We start from the raw sequence: 26,219 nt of genomic DNA on the forward strand, positions 1-26,219 counted from the left end.
GTCAAGCGATCGCCAGCAGGCGGCGCAGGTCCGGGGCCTCGCCCCGATCCGCTCCAAGCGCCTGCACCAGATCCGCCACCGCCTCCAGCGAATGCACGGCGCGGAACTCGTCGACATGCGGCAGCATCGCCCGGATGCCGCGCGCCCGCGCCTCGAAGCCGTCGAAGCGCAGCAGCGGATTGAGCCAGATCAGCCGGCGGCAGGACCGGTGCAGCCGCTCCATGGCGCCGGCGAGCCGCCCGACATCCTCGCGCTCCAGCCCGTCCGTCACCAGCAGCACGATCGCGCCCTGGCCGAGCACGCGACGCGACCAGCGCCGGTTGAACTCGTCGAGCGCGGCGGCGATGCGCGTGCCGCCGGACCAGTCCGGCGCCGCCTCGGCGCAGGCCGCGAGCGCCGCGTCGGGATCCCTGAGCCGAAGCGCCCGCGTCACGTTGGAGAGCCGCGTGCCGAACAGGAAGCTCTCGACCCGCCGGGTCTCGCCGAGCGCATGCAGGAAGTGCAGCAGGATGCGGCTGTATTGCTGCATCGAGCCGGAGATGTCGCAGAGCGCGACGACGGGCGGCACCGTGACGGCGGGCTTGCGCGCCAGCGGCAGGATCATGTCGCCGCCGGTGCGCAGCGCCCCGCGCAGCGTCCGGCGCGGATCGATGCGGCCGCGCGGCGCCGCGACCAGGCGGCGGGTGCGGACGCGGTCGGCGGCAAACGCCAGCCCGGCGATGCGCGCCTTCGCCTCGGCGATCTCGGCGGCGCTCATCTGCGCGAAGTCGCGCTTCAGCAAGCGCTCGTCGACCGAGGTCGCGAGGCGCAGCTCGCGCTCCCGCATGTCCTCTGCGGCGGGCGAATCGATCTCGGCGAACAGCGCCTGCGCGACGCGGGCGGCCGCGGGATCGGGTTGCTCCTGCTCCGGCCCCGCGACGCCCGGCGGGCGATCGACCAGCACCGGCGCGCGCAACCGCCCCGCCCGCCAGAACAGCCGGAACGCCTCGTCGAAGACGGCGCGCTGCTCGCGCTTCGTCACCAGCACGGCATGCAGCGTCCAGTAGAGATCGTCGCGCGAGGCGATGCCGGCGATCTCGACGGCGCGGATCGCGTCGACGATCGCCGCCGGCCCGACCGGCAATCCGGCGCGCCGCAGCAACCGGCCGAAGGCGAGGATGTTCTCGGCGAGCCGACCGCCTGAGGAAACCTCCCTATCGCCTTGATCCGACTCCCGCATCATCCCACCGCCTCCGCCCGCGCGGCGTCGACCAGCGCCTGGACGCGGCTGCCTGCGATCCTGGCGATATCGTCCTGATACTTGAGCAGGACGCCGAGCGTGTCCGAGGCGACCGCCGGCTCGAGCACGGTCTGGTCGAGCTCGACCAGCGCCGCCGCCCAGTCGAGCGTCTCGGCGACGCCGGGGTTCTTGAACAGCTCCTCGCCCCGGAGCGCCTGCACGAAGGCAACGACCTGCCGGGACAGCCGCTCGCCGGCGCCGGGCACCTTGGCCCGCAGGATCGCCAGCTCGCGCTCGCGATCGGGATAGTCGACCCAGTGATAGAGGCAGCGCCGCTTCAGCGCGTCGTGGATCTCGCGCGTGCGGTTGGTGGTGACGACGACGATCGGCGGCTCGCTCGCGCGGATCGTGCCGAGCTCCGGCACGGTGACCTGGTTGTCGGCCAGCACCTCGAGCAGATAGGCCTCGAACGCCTCGTCGGCGCGGTCGAGCTCGTCGATCAGGAGAACGGGCGCGCCGCCCGGCGCCGCTTCCAGCGCCTGCAGCAGCGGCCGGCGGATCAGGAAGCGCTCGGAGAAGACGTCGTCGACCAGCCGCTCGCGATCGACGCTGCCGGCCGCCTCGGCGGCGCGGATCTCGACCATCTGCGCGGCGTAGTTCCATTCATAGACGGCGGAGGCGACGTCGAGCCCCTCATAGCATTGCAGGCGGATCAGCGGCCGGCCGAGCTGCGCCGCCAGCACCTTGGCGATCTCCGTCTTGCCGACGCCCGCCTCGCCCTCGAGGAAGAGCGGCCGCTTCAGCCGCAGCGACAGGAACAGCACGGTCGCGAGCGCGCGATCGGACACATAGCCGCCCTTCGCCAGCAGGTCCTGGGTCGCTTCGATCGAGGTGGGGAGCGGCCGCATATTCATACTATATACCTACAGATAGTAAAACCTGAATACAACCGGAGACCAGCGCCCCGCTGCGTAAACCTGTCTCTTGGCCGGACCCTCTGCTTTATATAGGCTGGAACCGACGCGGGGACGCGCCGGCATCATGCGGGCCGGCCGGTCCCGCTGGCAAGCTTGTACGGGGTTACTCATGCCACTGATCGCTATGGACGATCGCATCCGACTGAATGTCGAGGCCGATCCGGACAATGGCAAACCAGCACTGCTCCTGACCAACGCGCTCGGATCGGACATGACGATGTGGGAGGACCAGCTCCCGGCATTGCGCGAGCATTTCCGCGTCATCCGCTTCGACGACCGCGGCCATGGCGGCTCGGACGTCCCCGACACGCCCTATACCATCGACCGCCTCGGCCGCGACGCGCGCAGCGTGCTCGACGCCGTGGGCGTCGAGAGCGCCCATGTCGTCGGCCTGTCGAAGGGCGGCATGGTCGCCGCCTGGCTGGCGGCCAACAAGCCGGACTATGTGGAGAAGCTGGTGATCTGCGCCGCGGCGCCGCATCTGCCGCCGCGCGACATGTGGGAAGGACGCGCCAAGACGGCCCGCAACGAGGGCCTGACCGCGCTGGTCGACGCGGTCATCGGCCGCTGGTTCCGCGAAGGCTTCCGCCAGGCCGCGCCGGACAAGGTGGCGCGCGTCCGCGCCATGGTGCTGGCGACGCCGGCCGAGGGCTATGCCGCCTGCTGCGAGGCGATCGGCGAGATGGACCTGCGCGACGACCTCGGCCTGATCCAGGCGCCGACCCTGGTGATCTGCGGCGAGCACGACGCCGGCGCGCAGCCGGCCAAGACGCGCGAATGGGTCGCCTCGATCGACGGCGCCCGGATGGAAGTCATCCGCAACGCCGCCCATCTGTGCAATGTCGAGCAGCCCGCCGCCTTCAACGCCGCGCTGCTCGGCTTCCTGACCGCGTGATCAGACCCGCTCGCGGCCCGTCAGCGCGTCGAGGCTGAAGCGGCCGGGGCCGGCGAAGACGATGTACAGGAACACGAAGCAATAAAGGATGGCGGCATCGCCGCCATTGTTCACCGGGTAGAAATTCTGCGGTGCATGGGCGATCCAGTAGGCGAACGCCATCAGGCCCGACAGCACGAAGGCGACCGGCCGCGAGAACAGGCCGATGATCAGCAGGAAGCCGCCGACAAGCTCCAGCACGCCCGCCGTCCAGGACAGGCTGAACATCTCCGGTGCACCCCGGCCCGATGCCGGAAAGCCAAGGATCTTCTGCGTACCGTGAGCAAAGAAGATCAGGGCGGAAACAATGCGCAGCAGACCGAGCGTGGACGACTGGAACTTAGAAAGCTTCTCAACAAGCACTGACAGATTCTCCATGGGTCAAAAATTGACCGAGCCTGTTAGCACGACGCCGATACAGAACCCACCCATGGAGATGCGATATCGGTGAACGCAGCATTCACCGATATCGATCGCATTACTGTCACATATTCGGATAGTTAGGGCCGCCCGCGCCTTCCGGCGTGGTCCAGTTGATGTTCTGGTTCGGATCCTTGATGTCGCAGGTCTTGCAGTGCACGCAGTTCTGCGCGTTGATCACGAAGCGCGGCCCATCCGCCTCTTCGACCCATTCATAGACGCCGGCCGGGCAGTAGCGGCCGGACGGGCCGGCATAGACGTCGTGCTCCGACGTCTTCTGCAGGGCGGCGTCGAGCACCTTCAGATGCACCGGCTGGTCCTCCTCGTGATTGGTGTTCGACAGGAACACCGAGGAGAGGCGATCGAAGGTCAGCACGCCGTCGGGCTTCGGATACTCGATCTTCTTGCACTGCGAGGCGGGCTTCAGCGACGCGAAGTCCGGCTTGCCGTGCTTCAGCGTGCCGAACAGCGAGAAGCCGAGCGTGTTGGCCCACATGTCGGCGGCGCCGAGCGCGATGCCGAGATAGGTGCCGAGCTTCGACCAGAGCGGCTTGACGTTGCGCACCCGCTTCAGGTCGCGGCCGATCGGACCCGAGCGCCAGTTCGCCTCATAGCCGAGGATCTCGTCATGCGCGCGGCCGGCGGACAGCGCGTCGGCGACGTTCTCGGCCGCCTCCATGCCGGAGAGCATGGCGTTGTGGCTGCCCTTGATGCGCGGCACGTTGACGAAGCCGGCCGAGCAGCCGATCAGCGCGCCGCCTGGGAACACCAGCTTCGGCACCGACTGGTAGCCGCCCTCGGTGATCGCGCGCGCGCCATAGGAGATGCGCTTTGCCCCCGCGAACACCGGCGCGATCGCCGGGTGCGTCTTGAAGCGCTGGAATTCCTCGAACGGCGACAGATACGGATTGTCGTAGTTCAGGTGCACGACGAAGCCGATGACGACCTGGTTGTCCTCGAGGTGATAGAGGAACGAGCCGCCGCCGGTCGAGCCGCCGAGCGGCCAGCCGAAGGAGTGCCGCACCAGGCCGGGACGATGCAGCTTCGGATCGACCTGCCAGAGCTCCTTGATGCCGATGCCGTATTTCTGCGGCTCGCGCCCTTCGGCGAGGCCGAAGGCGCCGATCAGCTGCTTGGCGAGCGAGCCGCGCGCGCCCTCGCCGATCAGCGTGTACTTGCCGCGCAACTCCATGCCGCGCTGAAAATTCGGGCCGGGCTCGCCGTCGCGGCCGACACCCATGTCGCCGGTGGCGACGCCGGCGACGGCGCCGTTCTCGTCGTGCAGCAGCTCGGCAGCGGCGAAGCCCGGATAGATCTCGACGCCGAGCGCCTCGGCCTTGGCCGCCATCCAGCGGCAGACATTGCCAAGCGACACGACATAGTTGCCGTGGTTCGACATCAAGGGCGGCATCAGGAAATTGGGCAGGCGGACGGAACCGGCCGGCCCCAGGAACAGGAACTGGTCCTCGGTCACCGGGGTCTTCAGCGGCGTGTCGTCCTCCTGCCGCCATTCCGGCAGCAGCTTGTCGAGCGCGATCGGATCGATGACGGCGCCCGACAGGATATGCGCGCCGACCTCGGAGCCCTTTTCCACCACCACGACGGAGATATCCGGATCGCGCTGTTTCAGGCGGATGGCGGCAGCAAGACCGGCGGGGCCCGCCCCGACGATCACAACATCGAATTCCATGGCTTCGCGCTCGGGAAGCTCAATCGTATCTGTCATGCTGCCTATCCGGTTCCCTGACTGGACCCTCTTTAGAAGAGCAGCAAACCGCAGGCAATGCCGAAAATGCTGCAATGCGAAGGACTTGATGAAGCTTTCGCATCAACATCATGCGGAGCATGCCGGCTCAGGAAACACAGCGCTTTATTTCGATGCCCGAACACGCCAGACCGTTCCATTGGCATCCTCCGAGACATAGAGGGCGCCATCCCGGCCGACCGCGACGCCGACCGGCCGCCCCCACAGCGCTTCGTCGGAAAGCACGAAGCCGGTCATGAAGTCTTCGTAGCCACCGGTCGGGCGGCCATCGCGCATCGGCAGGCGGACGACCTTGTAGCCGGTCGGACTGTCGCGGTTCCAGGAACCGTGCAGCGCCACGAAGGCATCGCCGCGATACTCCGCCGGAAAGGCGTCGTGATCATAGAAGGCCATGCCGAGCGGCGCGGAATGCGGTTGCAGCAACACGTCCGGCACGGTCACGGAACCGGAGAGGTCGGCCCGGGCGCCACCCTGCCGAGGATCCGGGTTGGCGCCGATGTAGAACCACGGCCAGCCATAGAAGGCGCCGTCGGCGACGCGGGTGACGAAATCGGGCGGCAGGTCGTCGCCGAGGCCGTCGCGCTCGTTGACCGCGCACCACGGATCGTTGCTGCCCGGCGCGACGGCGAGCCCCGAACAATTGCGCAGGCCCGTGGCGAAGGTGCGGAGGTTCGCGCCCTCGGGCGTCGCCACGAAGACGGCGGCGCGCCCCGCCTCGTTGCCCCAGGCGGCGCCCTTGCCGTGCCGGGCCTCCCAGGCGGCGATCTCGGCCGCGTCCTTGCGGCCCATGCCGGAGCCGATGTTCGAGGCCGAGCCGACGGCGATGAACATCTGCCGGCCGTCGTTCGAGAAGGCGAGGTCGCGCGTCCAGTGCGAACCGCCATCCGGCAGGCGCTTCACGACGATTTCCGGCGCCCCGCCGGCCCGGCGCGCGCCGGCCTCATACGGGAAACGAACGACGCGGTTCCGCTCGGCGACATAGACGAACTTCGGGTCCGGCCCCGGCGGATAGAAGGCCAGGCCATAGGGCCGGTTGAGCCCGCGCGCGAAGAGGACCGGCTGGCCGCCATCGGCCGGCAGGACGCGGATGCGCCCTGCCCGGCTTTCGACGACGAAGAGATCGCCGTCGGGCGCTGCCCGCAGCGTGCGCGGCCCTTCCAGCCCGTCCGCGACCAGTTCGACGACGAACCCGTCGGGAACCCGCGGCATGGCGCCGGAAGGGCGCGGCACGATGTCGGGCTGCGTCGCATGGGCGTCGGTCGCGAAGGGTGGCGGCAGGTCCTGCGGCCGGATCCGGCGCTCGACGCCCGGCGCATCGCCGCGCCAGCCGCCGAAGGCCGCCGCGCCCTGCCGCGGCTCGGCCGCCAGCGCGGCGACGGGAAGCAGGATCGAGGCGATGGCAACCAAGCGGATCGGCACGGCGAATTCTCCTGGAGTTTGTCGTCGGGCGGCAAGCCGACAGGGTCGACACGGGCACCGGTTGAGCCTACTCAATAACGACATGATGGCTCCCGAGTTTCCTGCCCCGTCCCGCGAAGCGCTGGCGGCGCTCCTGGATTGGTACGTCGCCAACGAGGTCGACGTGGCGATCGACGAGGCGCCCGTCAACCGGCTCGTGCCGCGCCCGCCCGAGGAGGCGGCGCAGCCGGCGGAGCCGCGCGCGCTGCCGCCCATGGCGGAGCCGCCTTCCCCGCAGCCGATGATCGCCACCGCCATGTCGCCGGAGGCCGACGCGCTGGCGGCGCGCGACGCGGCGGCGCGGGCCGGAACCCTGGCCGAGCTTCGGGACATCGTGGCGAATTTCGAGGGCTGCGCGCTCCGGACCACGGCGAAGTCGCTGGTCTTCGCGGAAGGCAACCCGTCGGCGCGGGTGATGCTGGTCGGCGATCCGCCCGGCCGCGACGAGGATCTGCAGGGCGAGGTGTTCGCCGGTCCGGCCGGCCAGTTGCTCGACCGCATGCTGGCGGCGATCGGCCTTCGCCGCGCCGACGTCTACATGGCGCCGATCGTGCCCTGGCGGCCGCCGGGCAATCGCGCCCTGACGCCCCAGGAATCGGCCGTCTGCCGTCCCTTCATCGAGCGCCAGGTCACGCTCGTCGATCCGGACTTCCTGATCTGCCTCGGCGCGACCGCGGCGCGCGAGCTTCTGCAGACCTCGGAGGCCATCCTGCGCCTGCGCGGCCAATGGCGCCCCTACGTCACCGGGCAACGCGAGATCCAGGCGATGGCGACGCTGCCGCCGTCGCTGCTTTTGTTACAGCCACTACAAAAACGTCTCGTCTGGCGCGATCTTCTGGCGCTCAAGGCCGCCCTTTCCGGCAACAGCATGACGAAGACCTGAAAACGCTGCGGTTTTTCAGTCTGTAAACTTAATATTCACCATACAGTGCCATCATTTGGACATGGGAACGGCCGACAAAGCCGTACCGTCGCAATCGATTCAAATTCGGACGCATCCGGCGCCCCTGGTCCACATGGCATCCCAGCTCATTCCCGTCGCCGCGCTCCTGATGGGGTCGGCCCTTCTCCTCGTCGCAGGCGGCATCCACGGCCTGCTTCTGCCGATCCGCGGTGCGATCGAGGGGTTCTCGACGACGGAGCTGGGCCTGATCGGCACCGGCTGGGCCGTCGGCTTCGTGCTCGGCTGCCTGGTGGTGCCGCGCATCGTGCGCCGGGTCGGCCATGTCCGCGCCTATGGTGTCATGGCCTCGATCGCCGGCGTGGTCATCCTGCTCAACCTCCTGATCATCTCGCCCTGGGCGTGGATCGGCCTGCGCGCCTTCTCCGGCTTCTGCTTCGCCGGTGCGCAGATGATCGTCGAGAGCTGGCTCAACGAGCGCTGCACCCGCGAGAACCGCGGCACGATCTTCTCCGTCTACCAGATGGTGAATTTCGCCGCCTCGACCGCCGGCCAGCTGCTGCTGGCGACGGCGCCGGCCGAGGGTTTCTTCTTCTTCGTGCTCGGCGCGATCTTCTACAGCCTGGCCATCCTGCCCTCGGCGCTGTCGACGGCGCAGACGCCGCGGCCGCTGAAGACGACCAAGGTCGACCTGCGCAGCCTGTTCCGCAACTCGCCCGTCTCGGCCGTCGGCTGCTTCATGATCGGCATGGTCAATGGCGCCTTCGGCACGCTCGGCGCCGTCTATGGCCAGAAGATCGGCCTGCCGACCGCCGTGATCGCCTTCTTCATGAGCGCGGCCGTGCTCGGCGGCGCCATCACCCAGGTGCCGCTCGGCAAGCTCTCCGACCGGGTCGACCGCCGCGCCGTGCTGATCGGCGTCGCCGCCGCGGCCATCGTGATGAGCCTGGCGATCGCCTTCATCAACCCGACCCAGCCGGTGCTGGCGATCGGCATGATCACGCTGTTCGGCGGCATGATCTATCCGATGTACGGCCTGACCGTGGCCCACGCCAACGACTACGCCGCGCCGGACGATTTCGTGAAGATCGCCAGCGGCCTGCTGCTGATGTCCGGCATCGGCACGATGATCGGCCCGATCATCGGCGCGCTCGCCATGGAGCATCTCGGCCCCGGCGGCCTGTTCAGCTTCTTCTCGGTCATGCATGTGCTGCTGATCGCCTACACGGCCTATCGCATGACCCGCCGGCCCGCCGCCCGCGACGTGCCGCGCGACGCCTTCCAGTCGGTGCCGCCGCTGAAGACCGCGACGCCAGAGGCGATCGCCATGGATCCGCGCGCCGACGAGGCCAAGCCCGCGCCGGCAACGCCCGCCCCGGCGGCGGCCGCCCCGACACTCACGCCGGAACCCGTCTCCGAAACCCGCTGAAGCGCCGTCAGACCCGGCGATAGGCGCGGTCGAGATAGACCAGCGCCTGGTCGTGCGAGCCGACCCGCACGGCCTCGACCAGGCCGAACAGCACCGAGTGCGAGCCCTGCTCGATCACCTCGGTCAGGCGGCAGTCGAAGCTCGCCCGCGCCGATTCCAGCACCGGCGCGCCGGTCGCCAGCGTCACCCAGGAGCCGAGCGCGAACCGCTCCGGCATGGAAAGCCCGGTGCGGCCGGCGAACGCCTCGGCCAGCGGCTGCTGGTTGCCCTCCAGCGTGTTGACGCAGAAGCGGCCATTCTTCTTGAAGGCGGCGTTGGTCTGGCTCTTACGGTTGACGCAGACCAGCACGATCGGCGGGCTGTCGGAGACGGAGGTCACCGCCGAGGCGGTCAGGCCGCAGGAGCCGCCCTCGCCCGAGGTCGTGATCACATGAACCGGGGCGACGAGCCGGCTCATCGCCTCGCGGTACATTGCCGGATCGACGAGATCCGTGAGCGTGTCCATGCCTAGCCTTATCCCACTCATGCCTGCGGCGTCAGGAGTGGTCGTATCGGGTCGAGCCGGCGCCGACAAGCCACCCTGCCGCGCCGCGGCAAAAATTCGGCCGCGACACTGATCAGGCAAACTTATCAAATTACGTTTGGGAACCTTAATGTTCTTCGCAGCGCTGTTGTTTTGTTCGTTTCCAGTTGCCAAGCGAAAGGATCGGTGACAGGCTCAGGGTGGGAATAAAGCATCAAAAGAAGCAACAAAAATTGAGCTTCATGCGGGGATCCAACCTATGGAAGTATTCCTTCAGCAGCTGATCAACGGGATCACGCTGGGGTCGATCTATGGCCTGATTGCAATCGGATACACGATGGTGTTCGGCATCATCGGAATGGTCAATTTTTCACACGGCGACGTATTCATGACGTCGGCCTTCTTCGCCCTCATCTTCCTGCTTGTTCTTACCACCGTCTTCGGCATGTCGTCGATGATACTGGCGCTGATCATCGTTCTCATCATCGCGATGGTGCTGACGAGCCTGTTGAGTTGGGCCATCGAGCGCATCGCCTACCGCCCCTTGCGCGGTTCGTTCCGCCTCGCGCCGCTAATTTCGGCGATCGGCATGTCGATCGTGCTTTCGAATTTCGTCCAGGTCGCCCAGGGCCCGCGCAACAAGCCGATCCCGCCCATGTTCACCGGCGGCTTCGAGGTGATGAACGCGAACAATTTCGCCGTCACCCTCTCCTACAAGCAGCTGATGATCTGGGTCGTCACCGCCGTGCTGCTGGCGGCGTTCTGGTACATCGTCCAGAAGACGCCGCTCGGCCGCGCCCAGCGCGCCTGCGAGCAGGACCGCAAGATGGCGGCGCTGCTCGGCGTCAATGTCGATCGCACCATCTCGCTCACCTTCGTCATGGGCGCGGCCCTCGCCGCCGTCGCCGGCACGCTCTATCTGTCCTACTACGGTGTGGTGAACTTCTCGGACGGCTTCGTGCCGGGTGTGAAGGCGTTCACGGCGGCCGTGCTGGGCGGTATCGGCTCGTTGCCGGGCGCCGTCATCGGCGGCCTGCTCATCGGCCTGATCGAGACGTTCTGGTCCGGCTATTTCTCGATCGACTACAAGGACGTCGCCGCGTTCTCGATCCTCGCCATCGTGCTCATCTTCATGCCGCAGGGCCTGCTCGGCCGCCCGGAAGTCGAGAAGGTGTGACATGGCTGCCGACGACACTGCGAACAAGCACGGCCCGGATATTGCCGCGGCCGTGAAGGACGCCTTATTGAGCGGCCTCGTGGCACTGGCCCTGTTCGGGCCCCTGATCGGTCTCCGCACCGAGCAGAACATGCGCAACGAGCTGGTGATCCAGAGCCGCTGGGGCCTTGTGGCGGCGATCATCGCCGTCATCGTGATCGGCCGCTTCCTGATGCTGACGCTGGTGAGCCCGGCCCTCGCCCGGCGCCGCGAGCGCGTCTCGGCCACGCCGGAGCATCCCTCCGCGCTGCGCCAGGCGCTCGGCAAGTGGTTCGCGCCGGCCTCGATCGCCTTCCTGTTCCTCTATCCGATCCTGATCGTGAGCCTGCTCGGCTTCCAGGGCTCGCTGAAATGGGTCGACAATTTCGGCATCCAGATCCTGATCTACGTGATGCTGGGCTGGGGGCTGAACATCGTCGTCGGCCTCGCCGGCCTGCTCGACCTCGGCTATGTCGCCTTCTACGCCGTCGGCGCCTATTCCTATGCGCTGCTGTCGAGCCATTTCGGCCTGTCGTTCTGGATCCTGCTGCCCATGGCCGGCATCTTCGCCGCGCTCTGGGGCATCATGCTCGGCTTCCCGGTGCTGCGGCTCAGGGGCGACTATCTCGCCATCGTGACGCTCGCCTTCGGCGAGATCATCCGCCTGGTGCTGATCAATTTCCGCGAGCTCACCAACGGCTCCGCCGGCATCAGCTCGATCCCCAAGGTGACGCTGTTCGGCATCCCGTTCGATGCGTCGCCCGGCGGCTTCGCCAAGATGTTCGACCTGCCGCTCTCGTCGGCCTATTACAAGATCTTCCTCTACTACCTGATCCTGCTGCTGGCGCTGCTGACCGCCTTCGTGACGATCCGGCTGCGCAAGCTGCCGGTCGGCCGCGCCTGGGAGGCGCTGCGCGAGGACGAGATCGCCTGCCGCTCGCTCGGCATCAACACCACCAACACCAAGCTGACCGCCTTCGCCCTCGGCGCGCTGTTCGCCGGCTTCGCCGGATCGTTCTTCGCCGCCCGCCAGGGCTTCGTCTCGCCCGAATCCTTCACCTTCATGGAATCGGCGATCATCGTGGCGATCGTCGTGCTCGGCGGCATGGGCTCGATGGTCGGCGTGGCGCTCGCCGCCGTGGCGATGATCGGCGGCACCGAGCTGCTGCGCGAGCTGGCCTTCCTGAAGACGATCTTCGGCGACAACTTCAACCCCGACCAGTTCCGCATGCTGATCTTCGGCCTCGCCATGGTCGGCATCATGATCTGGAAGCCGCGCGGCTTCGTCTCGTCGCGCGAGCCGACGATCTTCCTGGCCGAGAAGAAGGCGATCTCGGGCTCCCTGGTGAAGGAGGGCCACGGCTGATGAGCGAGCTCCTTCAGACGGCGCCCGCCGCCCTGCCCTGGGAGAACAACCCGGTCCTCGCCGTCGAGCATGTCTTCATGCGCTTCGGCGGCCTGATCGCGGTCAACGACCTCTCCTTCAGCGTCGGCCGCGGCGACATCACGGCCCTGATCGGCCCCAACGGGGCCGGCAAGACGACGGTGTTCAACTGCATCACCGGCTTCTACAAGCCGACGCAGGGCATGCTGCGCCTGCAGCATGCCAGCGGCGCCACCTTCCTGCTCGAGCGGATGCCCGACTTCCGGATCTCCGCCAAGGCCCGTGTCGCCCGCACCTTCCAGAACATCCGCCTGTTCTCCGGCATGACCGTGCTGGAGAACCTCCTGGTCGCGCAGCACAACCCGCTGATGCTGGCCTCGGGCATGACCGTCCTCGGCATCCTCGGCCTGCCGGGCTATCGCCGGGCCGAGCACGAGGCGGTGGAGCGCGCCAAATACTGGCTCGAGCGGACGGGGCTGACGCCGCGCGCCGACGACCCGGCCGGCGATCTTCCCTATGGCGCGCAGCGCCGGCTGGAGATCGCCCGCGCCATGTGCACTGGGCCGGAACTGCTCTGCCTCGACGAGCCGGCCGCCGGCCTCAACCCGAGGGAATCGGCCGAGCTCAACGCCCTCCTGCTCGGCATCCGCGAGACCGAGAAGACATCGCTCCTCCTGATCGAGCACGACATGTCGGTGGTCATGGAGATCTCCGACCATGTCATCGTCCTCGAATACGGCACCAAGATCGCCGACGGCACGCCGCCGGAGGTTCGCAACGACCCGCGCGTCATCGCCGCCTATCTCGGCGTCGACGACCGGGAGGTCGAGGTGGTCGAGGAAAGGCTGGATCAGATCGTCGAAGGAGCGGCGACATGAGCGACGCCAACGGCGCGCCGCTGCTCTCGGTGCAGGGCGCCAAGACCTATTACGGCAAGATCATCGCGCTGAAGGGCGTCGACGTCGACGTCCACCAGGGCGAGATCGTCACGCTGATCGGCGCCAATGGCGCCGGCAAGTCGACGCTGATGATGACGATCTGCGGCAATCCGCGGGCCCGCGAGGGCAAGATCCTCTTCGAGGGTCGCGACATCACCAACATGCCGACGCACGAGATCGCGCGGCTGCGCATCGCGCAATCGCCGGAAGGGCGCCGCATCTTCCCGCGCATGACGGTGCTCGAGAACCTGCAGATGGGCGCGGCGCTCGACAACCTCGCCCATTTCGACCAGGACGTGGAGCGCATGTTCACGCTGTTCCCGCGCCTGAAGGAGCGCATCGCCCAGCGCGGCGGCACGCTCTCCGGCGGCGAGCAGCAGATGCTGGCGATCGCCCGCGCGCTGATGGCGCGGCCGAAGCTCCTGATGCTCGACGAACCCTCGCTCGGCCTGGCGCCGCTCATCGTCAAGCAGATCTTCGACGTCATCGGCGAACTGAACCGCACCGAGGGGCTCACCGTCTTCCTCGTCGAGCAGAACGCCTATCACGCGCTGAAACTGGCGCATCGCGGCTATGTGCTGGTCAACGGCCTCGTCACCATGTCGGGCACCGGCAAGGAGCTGCTGCAGAAGCCCGAGATCCGCGCCGCCTATCTGGAAGGCGGAGCGCATTGATGCCCACCCCTTCCCGCCCCAATGCGAGAGACGACTGATGTCCGGCATCCTCTACGAAGAATCCTCCTTCGCCACCTTTCTCTTCGTCACCCTGGTTCTGGGCGGCGCCGGCGCCTGGATGACCGGGCGCGCCTGCGCCATCACCTGGCGGCCCTATCCGATGCTGCTCTTCTACCTGCTGGTGCTGTCCTTCGCGGTGCGCTTCATCCACTTCTCGCTGTTCGAGGCGACGCTGCTCTCGCTGCACTACTGGATCGTCGACGCGGCCTTCTGCCTGCTGATCGGCTCGATCGCCTACCGCTACACCCGCACCAACCAGATGACGACGCAGTACTACTGGCTTTACGCAAAGTCAGGCCCCTTCTCATGGCGCCCGATCTAGCGACGACTCAACCGCAACGCCCGATCGAAGGTTGACGGGATGTTGCAGCCAAGAATCCGGATGACAGCCCGCAAGAAATCAGCAAGATAAGCGGTCAAGAACGGAGCTGTCATCCGACTAAAGGGCCAAAGCGCCCACCTTCCAGTACCAACGGGAGTCTTACGAATGAAGAAGTCCATTCTCTCCGGCATCGCGCTCGCCGCGGGCCTGACGCTGGCCGGCATGGCCCATGCGGACGACATCAAGATCGCCGCGGCGGGCCCGCTGACCGGTCCGAACGCCGCCTTCGGCGCGCAGATCCAGAAGGGCACCGAGCAGGCCATCGCCGACATCAACGCCGCCGGCGGCGTCAACGGCAACAAGTTCGTCCTGTCGCTCGGCGACGACGTTTCCGATCCGAAGCAGGGCGTCTCGGTCGCCAACAAGTTCGTCGGCGACGGCGTCAGCTTCGTGGTCGGCCACTTCAACTCCGGCGTGTCGATCCCGGCCTCGGAAGTCTATGCCGAGAACGGCATCTTCCAGATCTCGCCGGCCTCGACCAACCCGAAATTCACCGAGCGCGACCTCTGGAACACCTTCCGCACCTGCGGTCGCGACGACCAGCAGGGCATCGTCGCCGGCCAGTACATCGTCGACCACCTGAAGGACAAGAAGCTCGCCATCATCCACGACAAGACCCCCTATGGTCAGGGCCTTGCCGACGAGACCAAGAAGGCCGCCAATGCCGGCGGCGTCACCGAGGTCATCTATGAAGGCATCAATGTCGGCGACAAGGACTTCTCCGCGCTGATCTCCAAGATGAAGTCGGCCGGCGTCGAGGTCATCTATTACGGCGGCCTGCACCAGGAAGCCGGCTTGATCGTCCGCCAGGCGGCCGAGCAGGGCCTCAAGGCCGTGCTGTTCTCCGGCGACGGCATCACCGACCGCGAATTCGCCGCCATCGCCGGCCCGGCCGCCGAGGGCACGCTGATGACCTTCGGTCCCGATCCGCGCCTGAACCCGGACGCCAAGGAAGTCGTCGAGCGCTTCCGCGCCTCGGGCTTCGAGCCGGAAGCCTACACGCTCTACTCCTACGCCAGCGTCCAGATCATCGCCCAGGCGATGGAGAAGGCCGGCTCGACCGATCCGCAGAAGGTCGCGGAAATGGTCAAGTCGGGCGGCCCGTGGAAGACTGTTCTCGGCCCGCTCTCCTTCGACGCCAAGGGCGACCGCACCACCGCCGACTATGTCGTCTACTCCTGGGTCAAGGACGCCGACGGCAAGCTCGACTACAAGCAGCTCTGATCGAGCCACAGCCTGAACAGCGCCCGCGTCATCCGACGCGGGCGTTTTCTTTTGGGCGGCCGGAGGGCATGATCGCCTCGTGATCCCGAAGGACGAATGATGCCGCGCCGCGCCAAGCCCCCGCTCAAGACCCTGTTCCAGTCGCCGTTCGCCCTGGCGCTCGCCGCCATGCTGGCGGGCCCCGCCGCCGCCTCGGCCGATATCCGCGTCATGGTGGTCGGCCCGATGACGGGCCCCTACCAGGCGCTCGGCAAGCAGATCCGCGCCGGCGTCGAGACGGCCGTCGACGCGCTGAACGCCACCGGCGGCATCGCCGGCGAGCGGATCCGCGTCGATGTCGAGGACGATGCCTGCAAGGCGGACAACGCGCTCGCCGCCGCCAACCGCGCCATCGGCCGCGGCGACGCGCTCGTGGTCGGCCATGTCTGCGCCGAGAGCGCGTTCGCCGCCGCGCCGGTCTATGTCGAGCACGGGCTGCTGGCGATCACGCCGGCCGTCACCGCCGACCGCTTCACCGACCAGCGCCCGGGGCCGACGCTGTTCCGCCTCGCCGCGCGCGACGACGCGCAAGGGGCGACCGCCGGCGCCTTCCTGGCCGAGCGCTTCGGCGGCCGGCGCATCGCCATCCTCAATGACGGCTCGCCCTACGGCAAGCCGCTGGCCGAGGCGACCCGGCGGGCCATGAACGACGCCGGCAAGCGCGAGGCCCGCGCCGACACCTACGACCCCGGCGCCAAGGATTACGCCGCGCTGGCGGAGCGGCTGATCGCCGACGCCATCGACGTCGTCTTCGTCGGTGGCGACCAGGGCGACGTCGCGCTGATCCTGAAGGCGCTGCGGGCCGGCGGTTCGGACGCCGTCGTGGTCGGCGGCGACGCGCTGGCGACCAGCGAGTTCGCCGCCTCGGCCGGCCCCGCCGCCGAAGGCACTCTCCTGACCTTCTTCACCGACTGGCGCCGCGGCGGCGATGCCGACGGCGTCACCGCGACCTTGCGCACCGCCGGCGTCGAGCCGCAGGGCTACGTCCTCCCCGCCTATGCCGCCGTCCAGCTCTGGGCCGCCGGCCGCCGCGCCAGCGGCTCCGCCGAGGGCGCCGTGCTCGCCTCGACGCTCTCGGGCACGACGACCCCGACCGTGCTCGGCACGGTCGGTTTCGACCCGAAGGGCGACGCCGCGATCCAGGGCTTCTCGATCTTCCGCTGGCAGGACGGCGCGCTCGTGCCCGACGCGCGTGACTAGGGTTAACGAAGGGCTAACGAGCGGCTAACGGAAGCGCAGCGGGCTGAACGGCGCCGGATCGACGAACGGCATCTCGCGCGTGATCAGCTCCGAGACCAAGCGTCCGGTCGCCGGACCGAGCGTGAAGCCGAGATGGCCATGGCCGAAATTGAGCCAGAGGCCGGGGTGGCGGGGCGCGGCGCCGACGATCGGCATCGAATCCGGCAGGCACGGGCGCGAGCCCATCCACGGCTCCGCCTCGACCGCCTCGCCGAGCGGGAACAGCGCCTTGGCCTGCGGCAGGATGCGGCCGATCTGCACCGGCGTCGGCGGCGCGTCGCGATCGTCGAACTCGATGCCCGAGGTGATGCGATAGCCCTGCCGCATCGGCGTCAGCACATAGCCATGCGCGACATCGACCACCGGCCGTTCCAGCGCCGCGTCGCCGCGCGGCTTGAAATGCTGGTGATAGCCGCGCTTGACGGCGAGCGGATAGCGGTAGCCGAGCGGCCGCAGCAGGTCCATCGCCCAGGGGCCGAGGGAGACGACGATGTCAGGCGCCGCCACCTTGCGCTCGCCCATGTCGACCATCCACAGGTCGCTCTCGCGGCGCAGCGACAGCGCGTCGCCCTGGCCGATCGTGCCACCCATCGCCTCGAACAGCCGCGCATAGGCCTTGGTGACGCCGCCCGGGCTCGCCACCGACACCGTATCCGGCCAGAAGACGGCGCGTGCGAAGACCGGCGCGAGATCGGGCTCGAGATCGGTGATCTCATGGCTGTCGAGGATCTCGTAGCGGACGCCGAAGCGCTCGGCGAGCGCCAGATGCGCCTTGGTGTCGGCCTCGAAATGCGCGAGGCTGCGATAGCCCTTGATCCAGCCCGTGCCGCGGAAGAGTTCGACCGCCCTGCCCTTGCCGGCGAGAACGCCATGCTCGCTCGCCGCATGGGCCAGGATCGGATCCATCGCCGCGGCGTAGTCCTCGATCGCGCGCGGCGACGAGCCGGCGCGCAGGCGAATCAGCCAGGGCGCGACCTTCGGCAGGAAGCGGCCATTATAGTGAAGCTCCGCCTCCTGGTTGCGGGCATATCGCCAGAGCTCGCCGAGCTTGCGCGGGAAGACGATCGGGTAGAACCCCTCCCGCTCGATCACACCGGCATTGCCATAGGACGTCGCCTCGCCCGGCTCGCGCCGGTCGACCAGCGCCACCGTCCGGTTGCGCTTCTGCAGGTTGAGGGCCGTCGCCACGCCAACAATGCCGGCGCCGAGCACGATCGCATCAAACCGTTCCATCTCGCTCCTGTCGGGAATCGCCCTGCTCCTTCCTGTGCCGTCTCAAGTTTGCCCGTCCACGCCCGGGGCGACAATTGCCCGCGCGAACATGGCATGTTACGGGCGGAAGACATGTGATCCGGGCCCGGACCGAGGGTCCCCGAAGCTGAAAGCATTATCATGGCCGCGCTCCCGCTGATCTCGCCCTCGATCCTCGCCTCGGACTTTTCCCGCCTCGGCGAGGAAATGCGCGCCGTCGAGGCGGCCGGCGCGGACTGGATCCATCTCGACATCATGGACGGCCACTTCGTCCCCAACATCACCTTCGGCCCGCCGGTCGTGCGGTCGCTTCGCCCGCTGACCGACGCCGTCTTCGACGTCCACCTGATGATCACGCCGGCCGACCCGTTCATCGCGGAGTTCGCCGAGGCCGGCGCCGACATCATCACCGTCCACGCCGAGGCCGGCCCGCACCTGCATCGCTCGCTGCAGACCATCCGCAACCTCGGCAAGAAGGCGGGCGTCGCGCTCAATCCGTCGACGCATGAGAACGCCATTGCCTACATGCTCGACATGATCGACCTGGTGCTGGTGATGAGCGTCAATCCCGGCTTCGGCGGCCAGACCTTCATCCCGGAATCGATCGACAAGGTCGCCCGCATCAAGGCGATGATCGGCGCGCGGCCGATCCACATCGAGGTCGACGGCGGCGTCACGCCGGAGACCGCGCCCGGCCTGATCGCTGCCGGCGCCGACGTGCTCGTCGCCGGCTCGGCCGTCTTCAAGGGCGGCAGCGCCGCCTACGCCGCCAACATCGCCGCGATCCGCGGCGACCGAAGCTAGCCTCGTAGGCATCGTTTCCCTTCGCCACTAGCAGGAGTTCCGGTCCATGCGCACCTCTGTCCTCAGGGCCAGCCTCGCCGCGATCCTCGGCGCCGTCGCGATCCTGCCGGCCGCCGCCGGTGACTTCGCCGAGCGGACGCTGCTCGGCTTTTCGGCGGATGGCGGACGTTTCGCCTTCGAGGAGTTCGGCATCCAGGACGGATCGGGCTTCCCCTACGCCAACATCTTCGTCATCGACACGACGAAGGACGGCTGGGTGCCCGGCACGCCGGTGCGCGTGCGCCTCGACGACGAGGAACAAGGCATCGCCGCGGCCCGTCGCGCGGCGGCCGAGCAGGCGGCGGCGCATCTCAAGGGCATCGAGCGACCCGGCACGCTGCTCGCCTCCAACCCGATCACCGAGAGCGGCCGCGATCCCTACAAGCTGGCCTTCAAGCGGCATCCGGCGCTGCAGCTCGACGGCCCGGAACTCGCGCTCGAGCTGGAGACGATTCCCCTCCCCGCGCCGGCCAATGACGACCCGGACTACAAGACCCACGGCTTCCGTCTGGTCCTGAAGACGGAAGCCGGCGAGACGGTCCTGCACGAGGACCAGTCCCTGCCGGCCAGCCGCGGCACGGCGCTCGACTACCGCATCCACGACGTCGTCATCGACCAGCCTTTCGGCCAGCCGGCCACGCTCGTCGTGCTGGTGCAGGTGCTGACGCGCGGCTTCGAGGGACCGGATGGCCGCTACCTCGCGGTGACGACGAAGCTCCCTTCCTGAACCGAGGCGGGAACGCGCGCGGGGATCGGTCGTTGAGACGGCGGGGCGCTATCAAGAGGATCGCGTCATGCCGCTGCCCCGCCGCCCGAGAGCCGAGTCGCACGGTCATCCCGGAATTGTCACGCTTGGATCGATCCTCGGCGCCTCCGCGCTGATCCTCCTCAGCGTGACACCGGCCTTCGCCATCCGCCTCGCCCTGACCCAGGACGTCCAGGTGCCGCCGCCCGTCGTCGTCACGCCGCCTCCGCCGCTGCCGCCGCCACCAGGCTGCAAGGAAGCCACCATCCGCACGGAGAACGACGGCGGCGCGACGACCCAAACCCGAACCGACTGCCCGCCGATCTTGCCGCCCGATGCGCCGCTGCCGCCACCGCCGCCACCGCCCCTGGAATAGGCACGCGGTCGGGTTGTTCGGGCCCGCCCGCTCTGTTAGACCCCGGGGCGAAAACTGAAAGGGCCCGCCCATGATCCCGCGCTACTCGCGCCCCGAAATGACGGCGATCTGGTCGCCGGAAACCAAGTTCCGCATCTGGTTCGAGATCGAGGCGCATGCCCTCGACGCGCTCGCCGAGATCGGCACCGTGCCGAAATCGGCGGCCGAGACCGTCTGGGCCAAGGGCGGCGCCGCCACCTTCGACGTCGACCGCATCGACGAGATCGAGCGCGTCACCAAGCACGACGTCATCGCCTTCCTGACGCATCTCGCCGAGATCGTCGGCGAGGACGCCCGCTTCGTGCATCAGGGCATGACCTCGTCCGACGTGCTCGACACCTGCTTCAACGTGCAGCTCGTCCGCGCCGCCGACATCCTCATCGCCGATGTCGACAAGCTGCTCGCGGCGCTGAAGCGCCGCGCGTTCGAGCACAAGAACACCGTCACCATCGGCCGCAGCCACGGCATCCATGCCGAGCCGATCACCTTCGGCATGAAGATGGCCCAGGCCTATGCCGAGTTCGACCGCTGCCGCGCCCGCCTCGTCGCCGCCCGCGCCGAGGTCGCCACCTGCGCCATCTCGGGAGCCGTCGGTTCCTTCGCCAACATCGACCCGCGCGTCGAGGAGCATGTCGCGGCAAAGCTCGGCCTGGTGCCGGAGCCGGTCTCGACCCAGGTTATCCCGCGCGACCGCCACGCCATGTATTTCGCGACGCTCGGCGTCGTCGCCTCGTCGATCGAGCGCCTCGCCACCGAGATCCGCCACCTGCAGCGCACCGAAGTGCTCGAGGCGGAGGAGTATTTCTCCCCCGGCCAGAAGGGCTCGTCGGCGATGCCGCACAAGCGCAATCCGGTGCTGACCGAGAATCTGACCGGCCTGGCCCGCCTCGTGCGCGGCATGGCGCTGCCGGCGATGGAGAACGTCGCCCTCTGGCACGAGCGCGACATCTCGCACTCCTCGGTCGAGCGCATGATCGGCCCCGACGCGACGGTGACGCTCGATTTCGCGCTCGCCCGGCTGACCGGCGTGATCGACAAGCTGCTCGTCTATCCCGACAACATGCAGAAGAACCTCGACCGCCTCGGCGGCCTGGTGCATTCGCAGCGCGTGCTGCTCGCCCTCACCCAGAAGGGCGTCTCGCGCGAGGATTCCTACAGCCTCGTCCAGCGCAACGCGATGAAGGTCTGGGAACAGGGCGCCGATTTCCTCACCGAGCTCAAGGCCGACCCGGACGTCAAGGCCGTGCTGTCCGACGCCGAGCTCGAGGAGAAGTTCGACCTCGGCTACCACACCAAGCAGATCGACACGATCTTCCGCCGCGTCTTCGGCGAAGCCTGAGACCTCACCGCGGAGCTTGAGCTTTCAGCAGGCGCCCTTATGTCTAGGGCGCCTGTTTTCGTTTGACCGCCAGGAAGCCGAGGTAGCCCAGCATGCCCTCTCCGCTCTACGACATCCCCGTCAACCGCATCGACGGCAGCCAGGCGTCGCTCGGCGACTATGCCGGCCGAGTGCTGCTGGTGGTCAACGTCGCCTCGAAATGCGGGCTGACGCCGCAATATGACGGCCTCGAGGCGCTCTATCGCACCTACAAGGACAAGGGCCTGACCGTCGTCGGCTTCCCCGCCAACAACTTCGCCGGCCAGGAGCCGGGCTCCAACGCCGAGATCCAGGACTTCTGCCGGCTGACCTATGGCGTCGATTTCCCGATGTTCGCCAAGATCTCGGTCAAGGGCGACGACCGGCATCCGCTCTACGATGCGCTCGCGGGCGACGAGGACATCAGCTGGAACTTCGAGAAATTCCTGATTGGCCGCAACGGCCGGGTCGCGGCCCGTTTCGCGCCCAAAACCGTTCCCGAGGATCCCGCCATCGTCTCGGCGATCGAGGCCGAGCTCGCCAAGGGCTGAGGGCCTCCATCGGGACAAGGCAGCAAAAAGCCCGCCTCGCGGCGGGCTTTTCTTCGTCGATGTGGTGTCTGGCGGCGATCAGGTCTCGCCGTTGTAGAGGACGCCCGCCTTGTAGACGAGGCCGGCGACGGCCGCGCCGATGAACGGCCCCACGATGAACAGCCAGAGCTGCGACAGCGCCGCGCCGCCGACGAACAGCGCCGGGCCGAGGCTGCGGGCCGGATTGACCGAGGTGCCGGTGATGTTGATGCCGACGATGTGGATCATCGTCAGCGTCAGACCGATCGCCAGGCCGGCGAAGGCATGCGTCACCAGCTTGTGCGTCACGCCGAGGATGACGACGAGGAAGACGAACGTCGCCACGACCTCGAAGATGAAGGCCGAGGCGAGGTTGTACTCGCCCATGTAGCCGGGGCCCCAGCCATTGGTGCCGAGACCGCCATCCCAGCCGGTTGCCTTGCCCTTCATGATCAGGAAGAGGATCAGCGCACCGGCGATGGCGCCGAGGACCTGCGCGATGACATAGGTGATGAAGTCCCCGACCGGCATCCGGCCGGCGACCAGCGCGCCGAGGCTGACGGCCGGATTGACGTGGCAACCGGAGATCGGCCCGATCGCATAGGCCATGGCGACAATCGCCAAACCGAACGAAAAGGCGATGCCGAGCACCCCAACCGTGTTGCCGGCGGCGATAGCCGGTCCTGCAACAACCGCCGCGCCGCAACCGAACAGCACGAGCGTGAAGGTCCCGATGAATTCTGCGATGGCTTTTTGCATAGGCGTATTCCCCGTAACAGTCGAATCACTGCGGGAAAAAGCCTACGCCTGAACCAATGCTTGTAAAATGGGCAACGACTACTCGGCGCGAGCCTCGGCGAGCATGGCAGAAGCACCGAGCCGGAAATACATCCCGTCGGAACCGACCGCGACCAGATCGTAGCCCATCAGCCGGTACTGCTTCGCCTCTGCGGCATTGCCGGCGAAAATACCGGCGAGCTTGCCGGCCTGGCGCGCGCGCCGCAGGATGTCGGCCGTCATGCGCTGGTTGTCGTCACGCATCGGATTGACGTCCTTGCCATCGGAAAGCGCGATCGACAGGTCGGACGGGCCGATGAAGACGGCGTCGATGCCCGGGACGGCCAGGATCTCGTCGAGCGCCTCGACCGCCGCCCGCGTTTCGATCATCGCGAAGGTCAGGACGTCGGCATTCGCCGAGCGCAGGAAGGCGCCGCCATCCGTCGCGCCGGACAGCTGCATGGTCCGGACCGGCCCCCAGCTGCGCTCGCCGATCGGCGGATATTTGGCGGCGGCCGCAAAGGCGCGAGCCTCGGCGGCCGAGTTGATCATCGGCGCAATGACCGCGCTCGCGCCCATGTCGAGCGCGCGGCTTGCCATGGCGAAATCGCCAACCGGGATGCGCACAACGGCGGGCACGCCGCCGAGCGCCACGGCGCCGATTCCCCGCATGACGCTGGCCGGATCATGCAGCCCGTGCTGCATGTCGAGCGTGACGCAATCGAACCCGACGCGCGCCGCGTTCTCGGCGATCAGCGGCTCCGGCGTCGCAATCCACGCGGCAAGGCATGTGCCGCGCGCGCGAAGCACCGAAACAAGGGATGGCAATGGCATTAACCGCACTCCAAGGCGCTGCGAGGACTAGCCCTGAGCCCTGATCTGCTCGATCGCGATGACCAGGAGTTCGTCCATGGTGCGCCGGATCTCGTGGTCCGACTGCTTCACGCCCGCGGCGTCGAAATCCCGGCGGATCTTGCGGAACACGTCCTCATCGCCGGCTTCCTCGAAATCGGCGGCGACGACGTCCGATGCGTAGCTATCGGCGTCCGCCCCGGCCTTGCCGAGCAGTCCGGCGGCCCAGAGACCCAGCTGCTTGTTGCGCCGGGCGACGGCCTTGAAGCGGATCGCTTCGTCCATTGCAAAGCGGCTCTCGAAGGCATCCTTGCGCTGGTCAAACGTCGTCATACCCAGTCTCCTCACTCATTCAACCTCTTAGCGAGGATCATGATATGGGCCTTGCATATCGCCGTCACCACCCCAAATCAACGAAAGCGGTGCATGAGGCTGCAAGAGCAGGACAACGGCCGGCGGCCCAAAGCGTCGCATCTTCTGTCATTGTGAATTGGCAAGCGATCGAGTAGGTTCACGCCGCGCAAGCGACCTCGCAGAGTCGGTTGGCTAAGCTTCGCCGCGGCGAATCCCTGACATTGGAACCCCGGCTGTATGGATTTCCTCAAACCACGGTATGTGCCCATGAACCGTCGTCGGCGCATCTATGAAGGCAAGGGCAAGATCCTTTTCGAAGGACCGGAACCCGGGACGCTGATCCAGTTCTTCAAAGACGATGCGACTGCCTTCAACAACAAGAAGCATGAGGTCGTCGACGGGAAAGGCGTGTTGAACAACCGCATTTCCGAGCACATCTTCACGCATCTGAACCGGATGGGCATCCCGACGCATTTCATCCGTCGGCTGAATATGCGCGAGCAGCTGATCCGCGAAGTCGAGATCATCCCGCTCGAGGTCGTCGTCCGCAACATCGCCGCCGGCTCGCTGGCGAAGCGCCTCGGCCTCGAGGAAGGCACGGTGCTGCCGCGCTCGATCATCGAGTTCTATTACAAGGCGGACGCGCTGGACGACCCGATGGTCTCGGAAGAGCACATCACGGCGTTCGGCTGGGCGACGCCGCAGGAAATCGACGACATCATGGCGCTCGCCATCCGCGTCAACGATTTCCTGTCCGGCCTCTTCCTCGGCGCCGGCATCCAGCTCGTCGACTTCAAGATCGAGTGCGGCCGCCTCTGGGAAGCCGACATGATGCGGATCGTCGTCGCCGACGAGATCTCGCCGGATTCGTGCCGGCTCTGGGACGTAGCGACCCAGAACAAGCTGGACAAGGACCGCTTCCGCCGCGACATGGGCGGCCTCGTCGAGGCCTACCAGGAAGTCGCGCGCCGGCTCGGCATCCTGACCGAAGAGCAGGAGCGACCGCAGGGCGGCGGACCTGTTCTCGTGCAGTGAAAAATCGTCTATGGCAACGGCCGCCGCGAGGCGGCCGTTTGCATTTCTGGATCAATCCCGACTGGAGTACCCGATGAAGGCCCGCGTGACCGTCACCCTGAAGAACGGCGTCCTGGATCCCCAGGGCAAGGCCATCGAAGGCGCGCTCGGCGCGCTCGGCTTTGCCGGCATCGGCAGCGTCCGCCAGGGCAAGGTGTTCGACATCGAGGTCGAAGGCACCGACGCCGTGAAGGCCAAGGCCGAGCTCGAGGCCATGGCCGCCAAGCTGCTGGCCAACACGGTCATCGAGAATTATCGTGTGGAGATCGTGGACTAAGCCCGAAGGTGGAGCAACCATCATGGCGGAAGTGACGAACGACCTGATCTACGAGGTTCTGAAGTCCATCCGAAATGACGTCACGCGCATCGATCACAAGACCGATGAGATCAAGGCTGAACTTCAAGCCATGCGTGGGCACATGATCGCGCTCCAGACGGACCTCCACAATATCTACGTGACCCTCGATCGCCACGAAACGCGGCTTGATCGCATCGAGCGCCGGCTGGAGATCAGTTCGCCCGCGCTGCCCTGACCAACCTTGATTTGGGATTGTCCATGAAATCCGCCGTCGTCGTCTTCCCCGGATCCAATCGCGAGCGCGACATGATCGCGGCCATCGAGAAGATCACGGGCCACCGCCCCGCCGTGGTCTGGCATGGCGACCATGACCTGCCGAAGGTCGACCTGATCGTCGTCCCCGGCGGCTTCTCCTATGGCGACTACCTGCGCTCCGGCGCCATCGCCGCGCGCGAGCCGATCATGGGCGCCATCGCCCGCGAGGCAGAACGCGGCGTTGGCGTGCTCGGCGTCTGCAACGGCTTCCAGATCCTGTGCGAGGCGGGCCTGCTGCCGGGCGTGCTGATGCGCAATGCCGGCCTCAAGTTCATCTGCAAGGAGGTCGAGCTCCGCGTCGAGACGACCGACAGCCGCTTCACCCGCGGCTACGCCAAGGGCCAGGTCATCCGCTCGCCGGTCGCCCATGGCGACGGCAATTTCCGCACCGACGACGAGACGCTGAAGCGGCTGCAGGACGAGGACCGCGTCGCCTTCCGCTATGTCGACAATCCGAACGGCTCGATCGACGACATCGCCGGCATCCTGTCGGAAAAGCGCAACATCCTCGGCATGATGCCGCATCCCGAGAACCTGATCGAACCGCTGAACGGCGGCACCGACGGACGGCCGCTGTTCGAAGCAGCGCTCGCCGCCGTCGCCTGATC

Annotated in this window: 28 protein-coding genes and 1 pseudogene; 19 read left to right on the plus strand and 10 right to left on the minus strand. The window is 67.4% G+C overall.

Annotation, left to right across the window (positions count from 1 at the left end; genetic code table 11):
• Position 1: 1 nt before the first annotated feature.
• Positions 2 to 1,222 (minus strand): vWA domain-containing protein, encoded by a 1,221-nt coding sequence (locus tag G539_RS0115790; protein WP_029076054.1) that lies wholly within the window; start codon positions 1,220 to 1,222, stop codon positions 2 to 4.
• Positions 1,219 to 2,133 (minus strand): AAA family ATPase, encoded by a 915-nt coding sequence (locus tag G539_RS0115795; RefSeq protein WP_245576895.1) that lies wholly within the window; start codon positions 2,131 to 2,133, stop codon positions 1,219 to 1,221. The genes G539_RS0115790 and G539_RS0115795 overlap by 4 nt, the downstream gene beginning before the upstream one ends.
• Before the next feature lie 172 nt (positions 2,134 to 2,305).
• On the opposite strand from G539_RS0115795, the gene pcaD reads away from it, so the two are divergent.
• Positions 2,306 to 3,091: a 3-oxoadipate enol-lactonase gene (gene pcaD / locus G539_RS0115800; RefSeq protein ID WP_029076056.1), complete on the plus strand. Its 786-nt coding sequence runs from the start codon at positions 2,306 to 2,308 to the stop codon at positions 3,089 to 3,091.
• Here pcaD and G539_RS25080 read toward each other — a convergent pair whose 3' ends face one another.
• The 3 genes from G539_RS25080 to G539_RS0115815 form a co-directional block, all read right to left on the minus strand.
• Positions 3,092 to 3,493 carry a DoxX family protein gene (locus G539_RS25080; RefSeq protein WP_245576896.1) on the minus strand — a complete coding sequence of 134 codons (402 nt, stop codon included), beginning with the start codon at positions 3,491 to 3,493 and terminating at the stop codon, positions 3,092 to 3,094.
• Positions 3,494 to 3,614: 121 nt separating this feature from the next.
• On the minus strand, positions 3,615 to 5,276 hold the full coding sequence (locus tag G539_RS0115810; RefSeq protein ID WP_029076057.1) for an electron transfer flavoprotein-ubiquinone oxidoreductase: 1,662 nt from the start codon (positions 5,274 to 5,276) through the stop codon (positions 3,615 to 3,617).
• Between the two features lie 144 nt (positions 5,277 to 5,420).
• Positions 5,421 to 6,734, minus strand: coding sequence for a PQQ-dependent sugar dehydrogenase (locus tag G539_RS0115815; protein WP_156911998.1), 1,314 nt, complete (start codon positions 6,732 to 6,734; stop codon positions 5,421 to 5,423).
• A 61-nt stretch (positions 6,735 to 6,795) separates the two neighbouring features.
• On the opposite strand from G539_RS0115815, the gene G539_RS0115820 reads away from it, so the two are divergent.
• Positions 6,796 to 7,656, plus strand: a complete 861-nt coding sequence (locus G539_RS0115820; RefSeq protein WP_342665069.1) for a uracil-DNA glycosylase — start codon at positions 6,796 to 6,798, stop codon at positions 7,654 to 7,656.
• Positions 7,657 to 7,789: 133 nt separating this feature from the next.
• Positions 7,790 to 9,103 carry an MFS transporter gene (locus G539_RS25085; RefSeq protein WP_051231502.1) on the plus strand — a complete coding sequence of 438 codons (1,314 nt, stop codon included), beginning with the start codon at positions 7,790 to 7,792 and terminating at the stop codon, positions 9,101 to 9,103.
• A 7-nt stretch (positions 9,104 to 9,110) separates the two neighbouring features.
• Here G539_RS25085 and G539_RS0115830 read toward each other — a convergent pair whose 3' ends face one another.
• Positions 9,111 to 9,608 carry a flavin reductase family protein gene (locus G539_RS0115830; RefSeq protein ID WP_029076060.1) on the minus strand — a complete coding sequence of 166 codons (498 nt, stop codon included), beginning with the start codon at positions 9,606 to 9,608 and terminating at the stop codon, positions 9,111 to 9,113.
• A 277-nt stretch (positions 9,609 to 9,885) separates the two neighbouring features.
• On the opposite strand from G539_RS0115830, the gene G539_RS0115835 reads away from it, so the two are divergent.
• The 7 genes and pseudogenes from G539_RS0115835 (at position 9,886) to G539_RS0115865 (ending at position 16,722) form a co-directional block, all read left to right on the plus strand.
• Positions 9,886 to 10,803: an ABC transporter permease subunit gene (locus tag G539_RS0115835; protein WP_029076061.1), complete on the plus strand. Its 918-nt coding sequence runs from the start codon at positions 9,886 to 9,888 to the stop codon at positions 10,801 to 10,803.
• 1 nt (position 10,804) lies between these two features.
• On the plus strand, positions 10,805 to 12,187 hold the full coding sequence (gene livM, locus G539_RS0115840) for a high-affinity branched-chain amino acid ABC transporter permease LivM (RefSeq protein WP_029076062.1): 1,383 nt from the start codon (positions 10,805 to 10,807) through the stop codon (positions 12,185 to 12,187).
• Positions 12,187 to 13,059, plus strand: a pseudogene (locus G539_RS0115845) (ABC transporter ATP-binding protein); the annotation flags it as partial. The gene livM and the pseudogene G539_RS0115845, both read left to right, overlap by 1 nt.
• Positions 13,060 to 13,079: 20 nt before the next feature.
• Positions 13,080 to 13,817: an ABC transporter ATP-binding protein gene (locus tag G539_RS0115850; RefSeq protein ID WP_029076064.1), complete on the plus strand. Its 738-nt coding sequence runs from the start codon at positions 13,080 to 13,082 to the stop codon at positions 13,815 to 13,817.
• A 37-nt stretch (positions 13,818 to 13,854) separates the two neighbouring features.
• Complete coding sequence (locus G539_RS0115855) at positions 13,855 to 14,199, plus strand: DUF6867 family protein (RefSeq protein WP_029076065.1); 345 nt, start codon at positions 13,855 to 13,857, stop codon at positions 14,197 to 14,199.
• Positions 14,200 to 14,364: 165 nt separating this feature from the next.
• Positions 14,365 to 15,483 carry a branched-chain amino acid ABC transporter substrate-binding protein gene (locus G539_RS0115860; protein ID WP_029076066.1) on the plus strand — a complete coding sequence of 373 codons (1,119 nt, stop codon included), beginning with the start codon at positions 14,365 to 14,367 and terminating at the stop codon, positions 15,481 to 15,483.
• Positions 15,484 to 15,579: 96 nt separating this feature from the next.
• The gene (locus G539_RS0115865) at positions 15,580 to 16,722 is read left to right on the plus strand and encodes a branched-chain amino acid ABC transporter substrate-binding protein (RefSeq protein ID WP_029076067.1); all 1,143 of its coding nucleotides are present in this window, start codon (positions 15,580 to 15,582) and stop codon (positions 16,720 to 16,722) included.
• Between the two features lie 24 nt (positions 16,723 to 16,746).
• Here G539_RS0115865 and G539_RS0115870 read toward each other — a convergent pair whose 3' ends face one another.
• Positions 16,747 to 17,994 carry an NAD(P)/FAD-dependent oxidoreductase gene (locus tag G539_RS0115870; RefSeq protein WP_029076068.1) on the minus strand — a complete coding sequence of 416 codons (1,248 nt, stop codon included), beginning with the start codon at positions 17,992 to 17,994 and terminating at the stop codon, positions 16,747 to 16,749.
• 159 nt (positions 17,995 to 18,153) lie between these two features.
• Between G539_RS0115870 and rpe the strand changes: the two genes are divergently transcribed.
• From rpe to G539_RS0115895, 5 genes are all read left to right on the plus strand, one after another.
• Positions 18,154 to 18,816, plus strand: coding sequence for a ribulose-phosphate 3-epimerase (gene rpe / locus G539_RS0115875; protein ID WP_029076069.1), 663 nt, complete (start codon positions 18,154 to 18,156; stop codon positions 18,814 to 18,816).
• A 46-nt stretch (positions 18,817 to 18,862) separates the two neighbouring features.
• Entirely contained in the window at positions 18,863 to 19,582 is a 720-nt protein-coding gene (locus G539_RS0115880) for a DUF2259 domain-containing protein (RefSeq protein ID WP_029076070.1), read from the plus strand.
• Positions 19,583 to 19,649: 67 nt separating this feature from the next.
• Positions 19,650 to 19,976 carry a hypothetical protein gene (locus tag G539_RS0115885; RefSeq protein ID WP_029076071.1) on the plus strand — a complete coding sequence of 109 codons (327 nt, stop codon included), beginning with the start codon at positions 19,650 to 19,652 and terminating at the stop codon, positions 19,974 to 19,976.
• A 70-nt stretch (positions 19,977 to 20,046) separates the two neighbouring features.
• Entirely contained in the window at positions 20,047 to 21,354 is a 1,308-nt protein-coding gene (gene purB, locus G539_RS0115890) for an adenylosuccinate lyase (protein WP_029076072.1), read from the plus strand.
• A 92-nt stretch (positions 21,355 to 21,446) separates the two neighbouring features.
• On the plus strand, positions 21,447 to 21,923 hold the full coding sequence (locus G539_RS0115895; protein ID WP_029076073.1) for a glutathione peroxidase: 477 nt from the start codon (positions 21,447 to 21,449) through the stop codon (positions 21,921 to 21,923).
• Positions 21,924 to 22,001: 78 nt separating this feature from the next.
• Here G539_RS0115895 and G539_RS0115900 read toward each other — a convergent pair whose 3' ends face one another.
• The 3 genes from G539_RS0115900 to G539_RS0115910 all read right to left on the minus strand — a co-directional run bounded on the left by G539_RS0115900 (position 22,002) and on the right by G539_RS0115910 (position 23,903).
• The gene (locus tag G539_RS0115900; RefSeq protein ID WP_029076074.1) at positions 22,002 to 22,700 is read right to left on the minus strand and encodes an MIP family channel protein; all 699 of its coding nucleotides are present in this window, start codon (positions 22,698 to 22,700) and stop codon (positions 22,002 to 22,004) included.
• Between the two features lie 78 nt (positions 22,701 to 22,778).
• The gene (locus tag G539_RS0115905) at positions 22,779 to 23,552 is read right to left on the minus strand and encodes an HpcH/HpaI aldolase family protein (RefSeq protein WP_029076075.1); all 774 of its coding nucleotides are present in this window, start codon (positions 23,550 to 23,552) and stop codon (positions 22,779 to 22,781) included.
• Positions 23,553 to 23,579: 27 nt separating this feature from the next.
• Positions 23,580 to 23,903: a DUF1476 domain-containing protein gene (locus G539_RS0115910; RefSeq protein ID WP_029076076.1), complete on the minus strand. Its 324-nt coding sequence runs from the start codon at positions 23,901 to 23,903 to the stop codon at positions 23,580 to 23,582.
• Between the two features lie 288 nt (positions 23,904 to 24,191).
• On the opposite strand from G539_RS0115910, the gene purC reads away from it, so the two are divergent.
• The 4 genes from purC to purQ all read left to right on the plus strand — a co-directional run bounded on the left by purC (position 24,192) and on the right by purQ (position 26,217).
• Entirely contained in the window at positions 24,192 to 24,959 is a 768-nt protein-coding gene (gene purC / locus G539_RS0115915) for a phosphoribosylaminoimidazolesuccinocarboxamide synthase (protein WP_029076077.1), read from the plus strand.
• Positions 24,960 to 25,032: 73 nt separating this feature from the next.
• Positions 25,033 to 25,275, plus strand: a complete 243-nt coding sequence (purS, locus tag G539_RS0115920; RefSeq protein WP_029076078.1) for a phosphoribosylformylglycinamidine synthase subunit PurS — start codon at positions 25,033 to 25,035, stop codon at positions 25,273 to 25,275.
• Positions 25,276 to 25,297: 22 nt separating this feature from the next.
• Positions 25,298 to 25,531 carry a hypothetical protein gene (locus G539_RS0115925; protein WP_029076079.1) on the plus strand — a complete coding sequence of 78 codons (234 nt, stop codon included), beginning with the start codon at positions 25,298 to 25,300 and terminating at the stop codon, positions 25,529 to 25,531.
• 23 nt (positions 25,532 to 25,554) lie between these two features.
• Positions 25,555 to 26,217, plus strand: coding sequence for a phosphoribosylformylglycinamidine synthase subunit PurQ (gene purQ / locus G539_RS0115930; protein WP_029076080.1), 663 nt, complete (start codon positions 25,555 to 25,557; stop codon positions 26,215 to 26,217).
• Positions 26,218 to 26,219 lie beyond the last annotated feature (2 nt).

It is taken from the genome of Kaistia adipata DSM 17808, from assembly GCF_000423225.1.
Classification (GTDB): Bacteria; Pseudomonadota; Alphaproteobacteria; order Rhizobiales; family Kaistiaceae; genus Kaistia; species Kaistia adipata.

Coding starts and splice junctions, on each gene's coding strand:
- G539_RS0115790 (WP_029076054.1), bottom strand. CDS start 1,222: ATGATGCGGGAGTCGGATCAAGGCGATAGGGAGGTTTCCTCAGGCGGT.
- G539_RS0115795 (WP_245576895.1), bottom strand. CDS start 2,133: ATGAATATGCGGCCGCTCCCCACCTCGATCGAAGCGACCCAGGACCTG.
- pcaD (WP_029076056.1), top strand. CDS start 2,306: ATGCCACTGATCGCTATGGACGATCGCATCCGACTGAATGTCGAGGCC.
- G539_RS0115810 (WP_029076057.1), bottom strand. CDS start 5,276: ATGACAGATACGATTGAGCTTCCCGAGCGCGAAGCCATGGAATTCGAT.
- G539_RS25085 (WP_051231502.1), top strand. CDS start 7,790: ATGGCATCCCAGCTCATTCCCGTCGCCGCGCTCCTGATGGGGTCGGCC.
- G539_RS0115830 (WP_029076060.1), bottom strand. CDS start 9,608: ATGGACACGCTCACGGATCTCGTCGATCCGGCAATGTACCGCGAGGCG.
- G539_RS0115835 (WP_029076061.1), top strand. CDS start 9,886: ATGGAAGTATTCCTTCAGCAGCTGATCAACGGGATCACGCTGGGGTCG.
- livM (WP_029076062.1), top strand. CDS start 10,805: ATGGCTGCCGACGACACTGCGAACAAGCACGGCCCGGATATTGCCGCG.
- G539_RS0115850 (WP_029076064.1), top strand. CDS start 13,080: ATGAGCGACGCCAACGGCGCGCCGCTGCTCTCGGTGCAGGGCGCCAAG.
- G539_RS0115855 (WP_029076065.1), top strand. CDS start 13,855: ATGTCCGGCATCCTCTACGAAGAATCCTCCTTCGCCACCTTTCTCTTC.
- G539_RS0115860 (WP_029076066.1), top strand. CDS start 14,365: ATGAAGAAGTCCATTCTCTCCGGCATCGCGCTCGCCGCGGGCCTGACG.
- G539_RS0115865 (WP_029076067.1), top strand. CDS start 15,580: ATGATGCCGCGCCGCGCCAAGCCCCCGCTCAAGACCCTGTTCCAGTCG.
- G539_RS0115870 (WP_029076068.1), bottom strand. CDS start 17,994: ATGGAACGGTTTGATGCGATCGTGCTCGGCGCCGGCATTGTTGGCGTG.
- rpe (WP_029076069.1), top strand. CDS start 18,154: ATGGCCGCGCTCCCGCTGATCTCGCCCTCGATCCTCGCCTCGGACTTT.
- G539_RS0115880 (WP_029076070.1), top strand. CDS start 18,863: ATGCGCACCTCTGTCCTCAGGGCCAGCCTCGCCGCGATCCTCGGCGCC.
- G539_RS0115885 (WP_029076071.1), top strand. CDS start 19,650: ATGCCGCTGCCCCGCCGCCCGAGAGCCGAGTCGCACGGTCATCCCGGA.
- purB (WP_029076072.1), top strand. CDS start 20,047: ATGATCCCGCGCTACTCGCGCCCCGAAATGACGGCGATCTGGTCGCCG.
- G539_RS0115895 (WP_029076073.1), top strand. CDS start 21,447: ATGCCCTCTCCGCTCTACGACATCCCCGTCAACCGCATCGACGGCAGC.
- G539_RS0115900 (WP_029076074.1), bottom strand. CDS start 22,700: ATGCAAAAAGCCATCGCAGAATTCATCGGGACCTTCACGCTCGTGCTG.
- G539_RS0115905 (WP_029076075.1), bottom strand. CDS start 23,552: ATGCCATTGCCATCCCTTGTTTCGGTGCTTCGCGCGCGCGGCACATGC.
- G539_RS0115910 (WP_029076076.1), bottom strand. CDS start 23,903: ATGACGACGTTTGACCAGCGCAAGGATGCCTTCGAGAGCCGCTTTGCA.
- purC (WP_029076077.1), top strand. CDS start 24,192: ATGAACCGTCGTCGGCGCATCTATGAAGGCAAGGGCAAGATCCTTTTC.
- purS (WP_029076078.1), top strand. CDS start 25,033: ATGAAGGCCCGCGTGACCGTCACCCTGAAGAACGGCGTCCTGGATCCC.
- G539_RS0115925 (WP_029076079.1), top strand. CDS start 25,298: ATGGCGGAAGTGACGAACGACCTGATCTACGAGGTTCTGAAGTCCATC.
- purQ (WP_029076080.1), top strand. CDS start 25,555: ATGAAATCCGCCGTCGTCGTCTTCCCCGGATCCAATCGCGAGCGCGAC.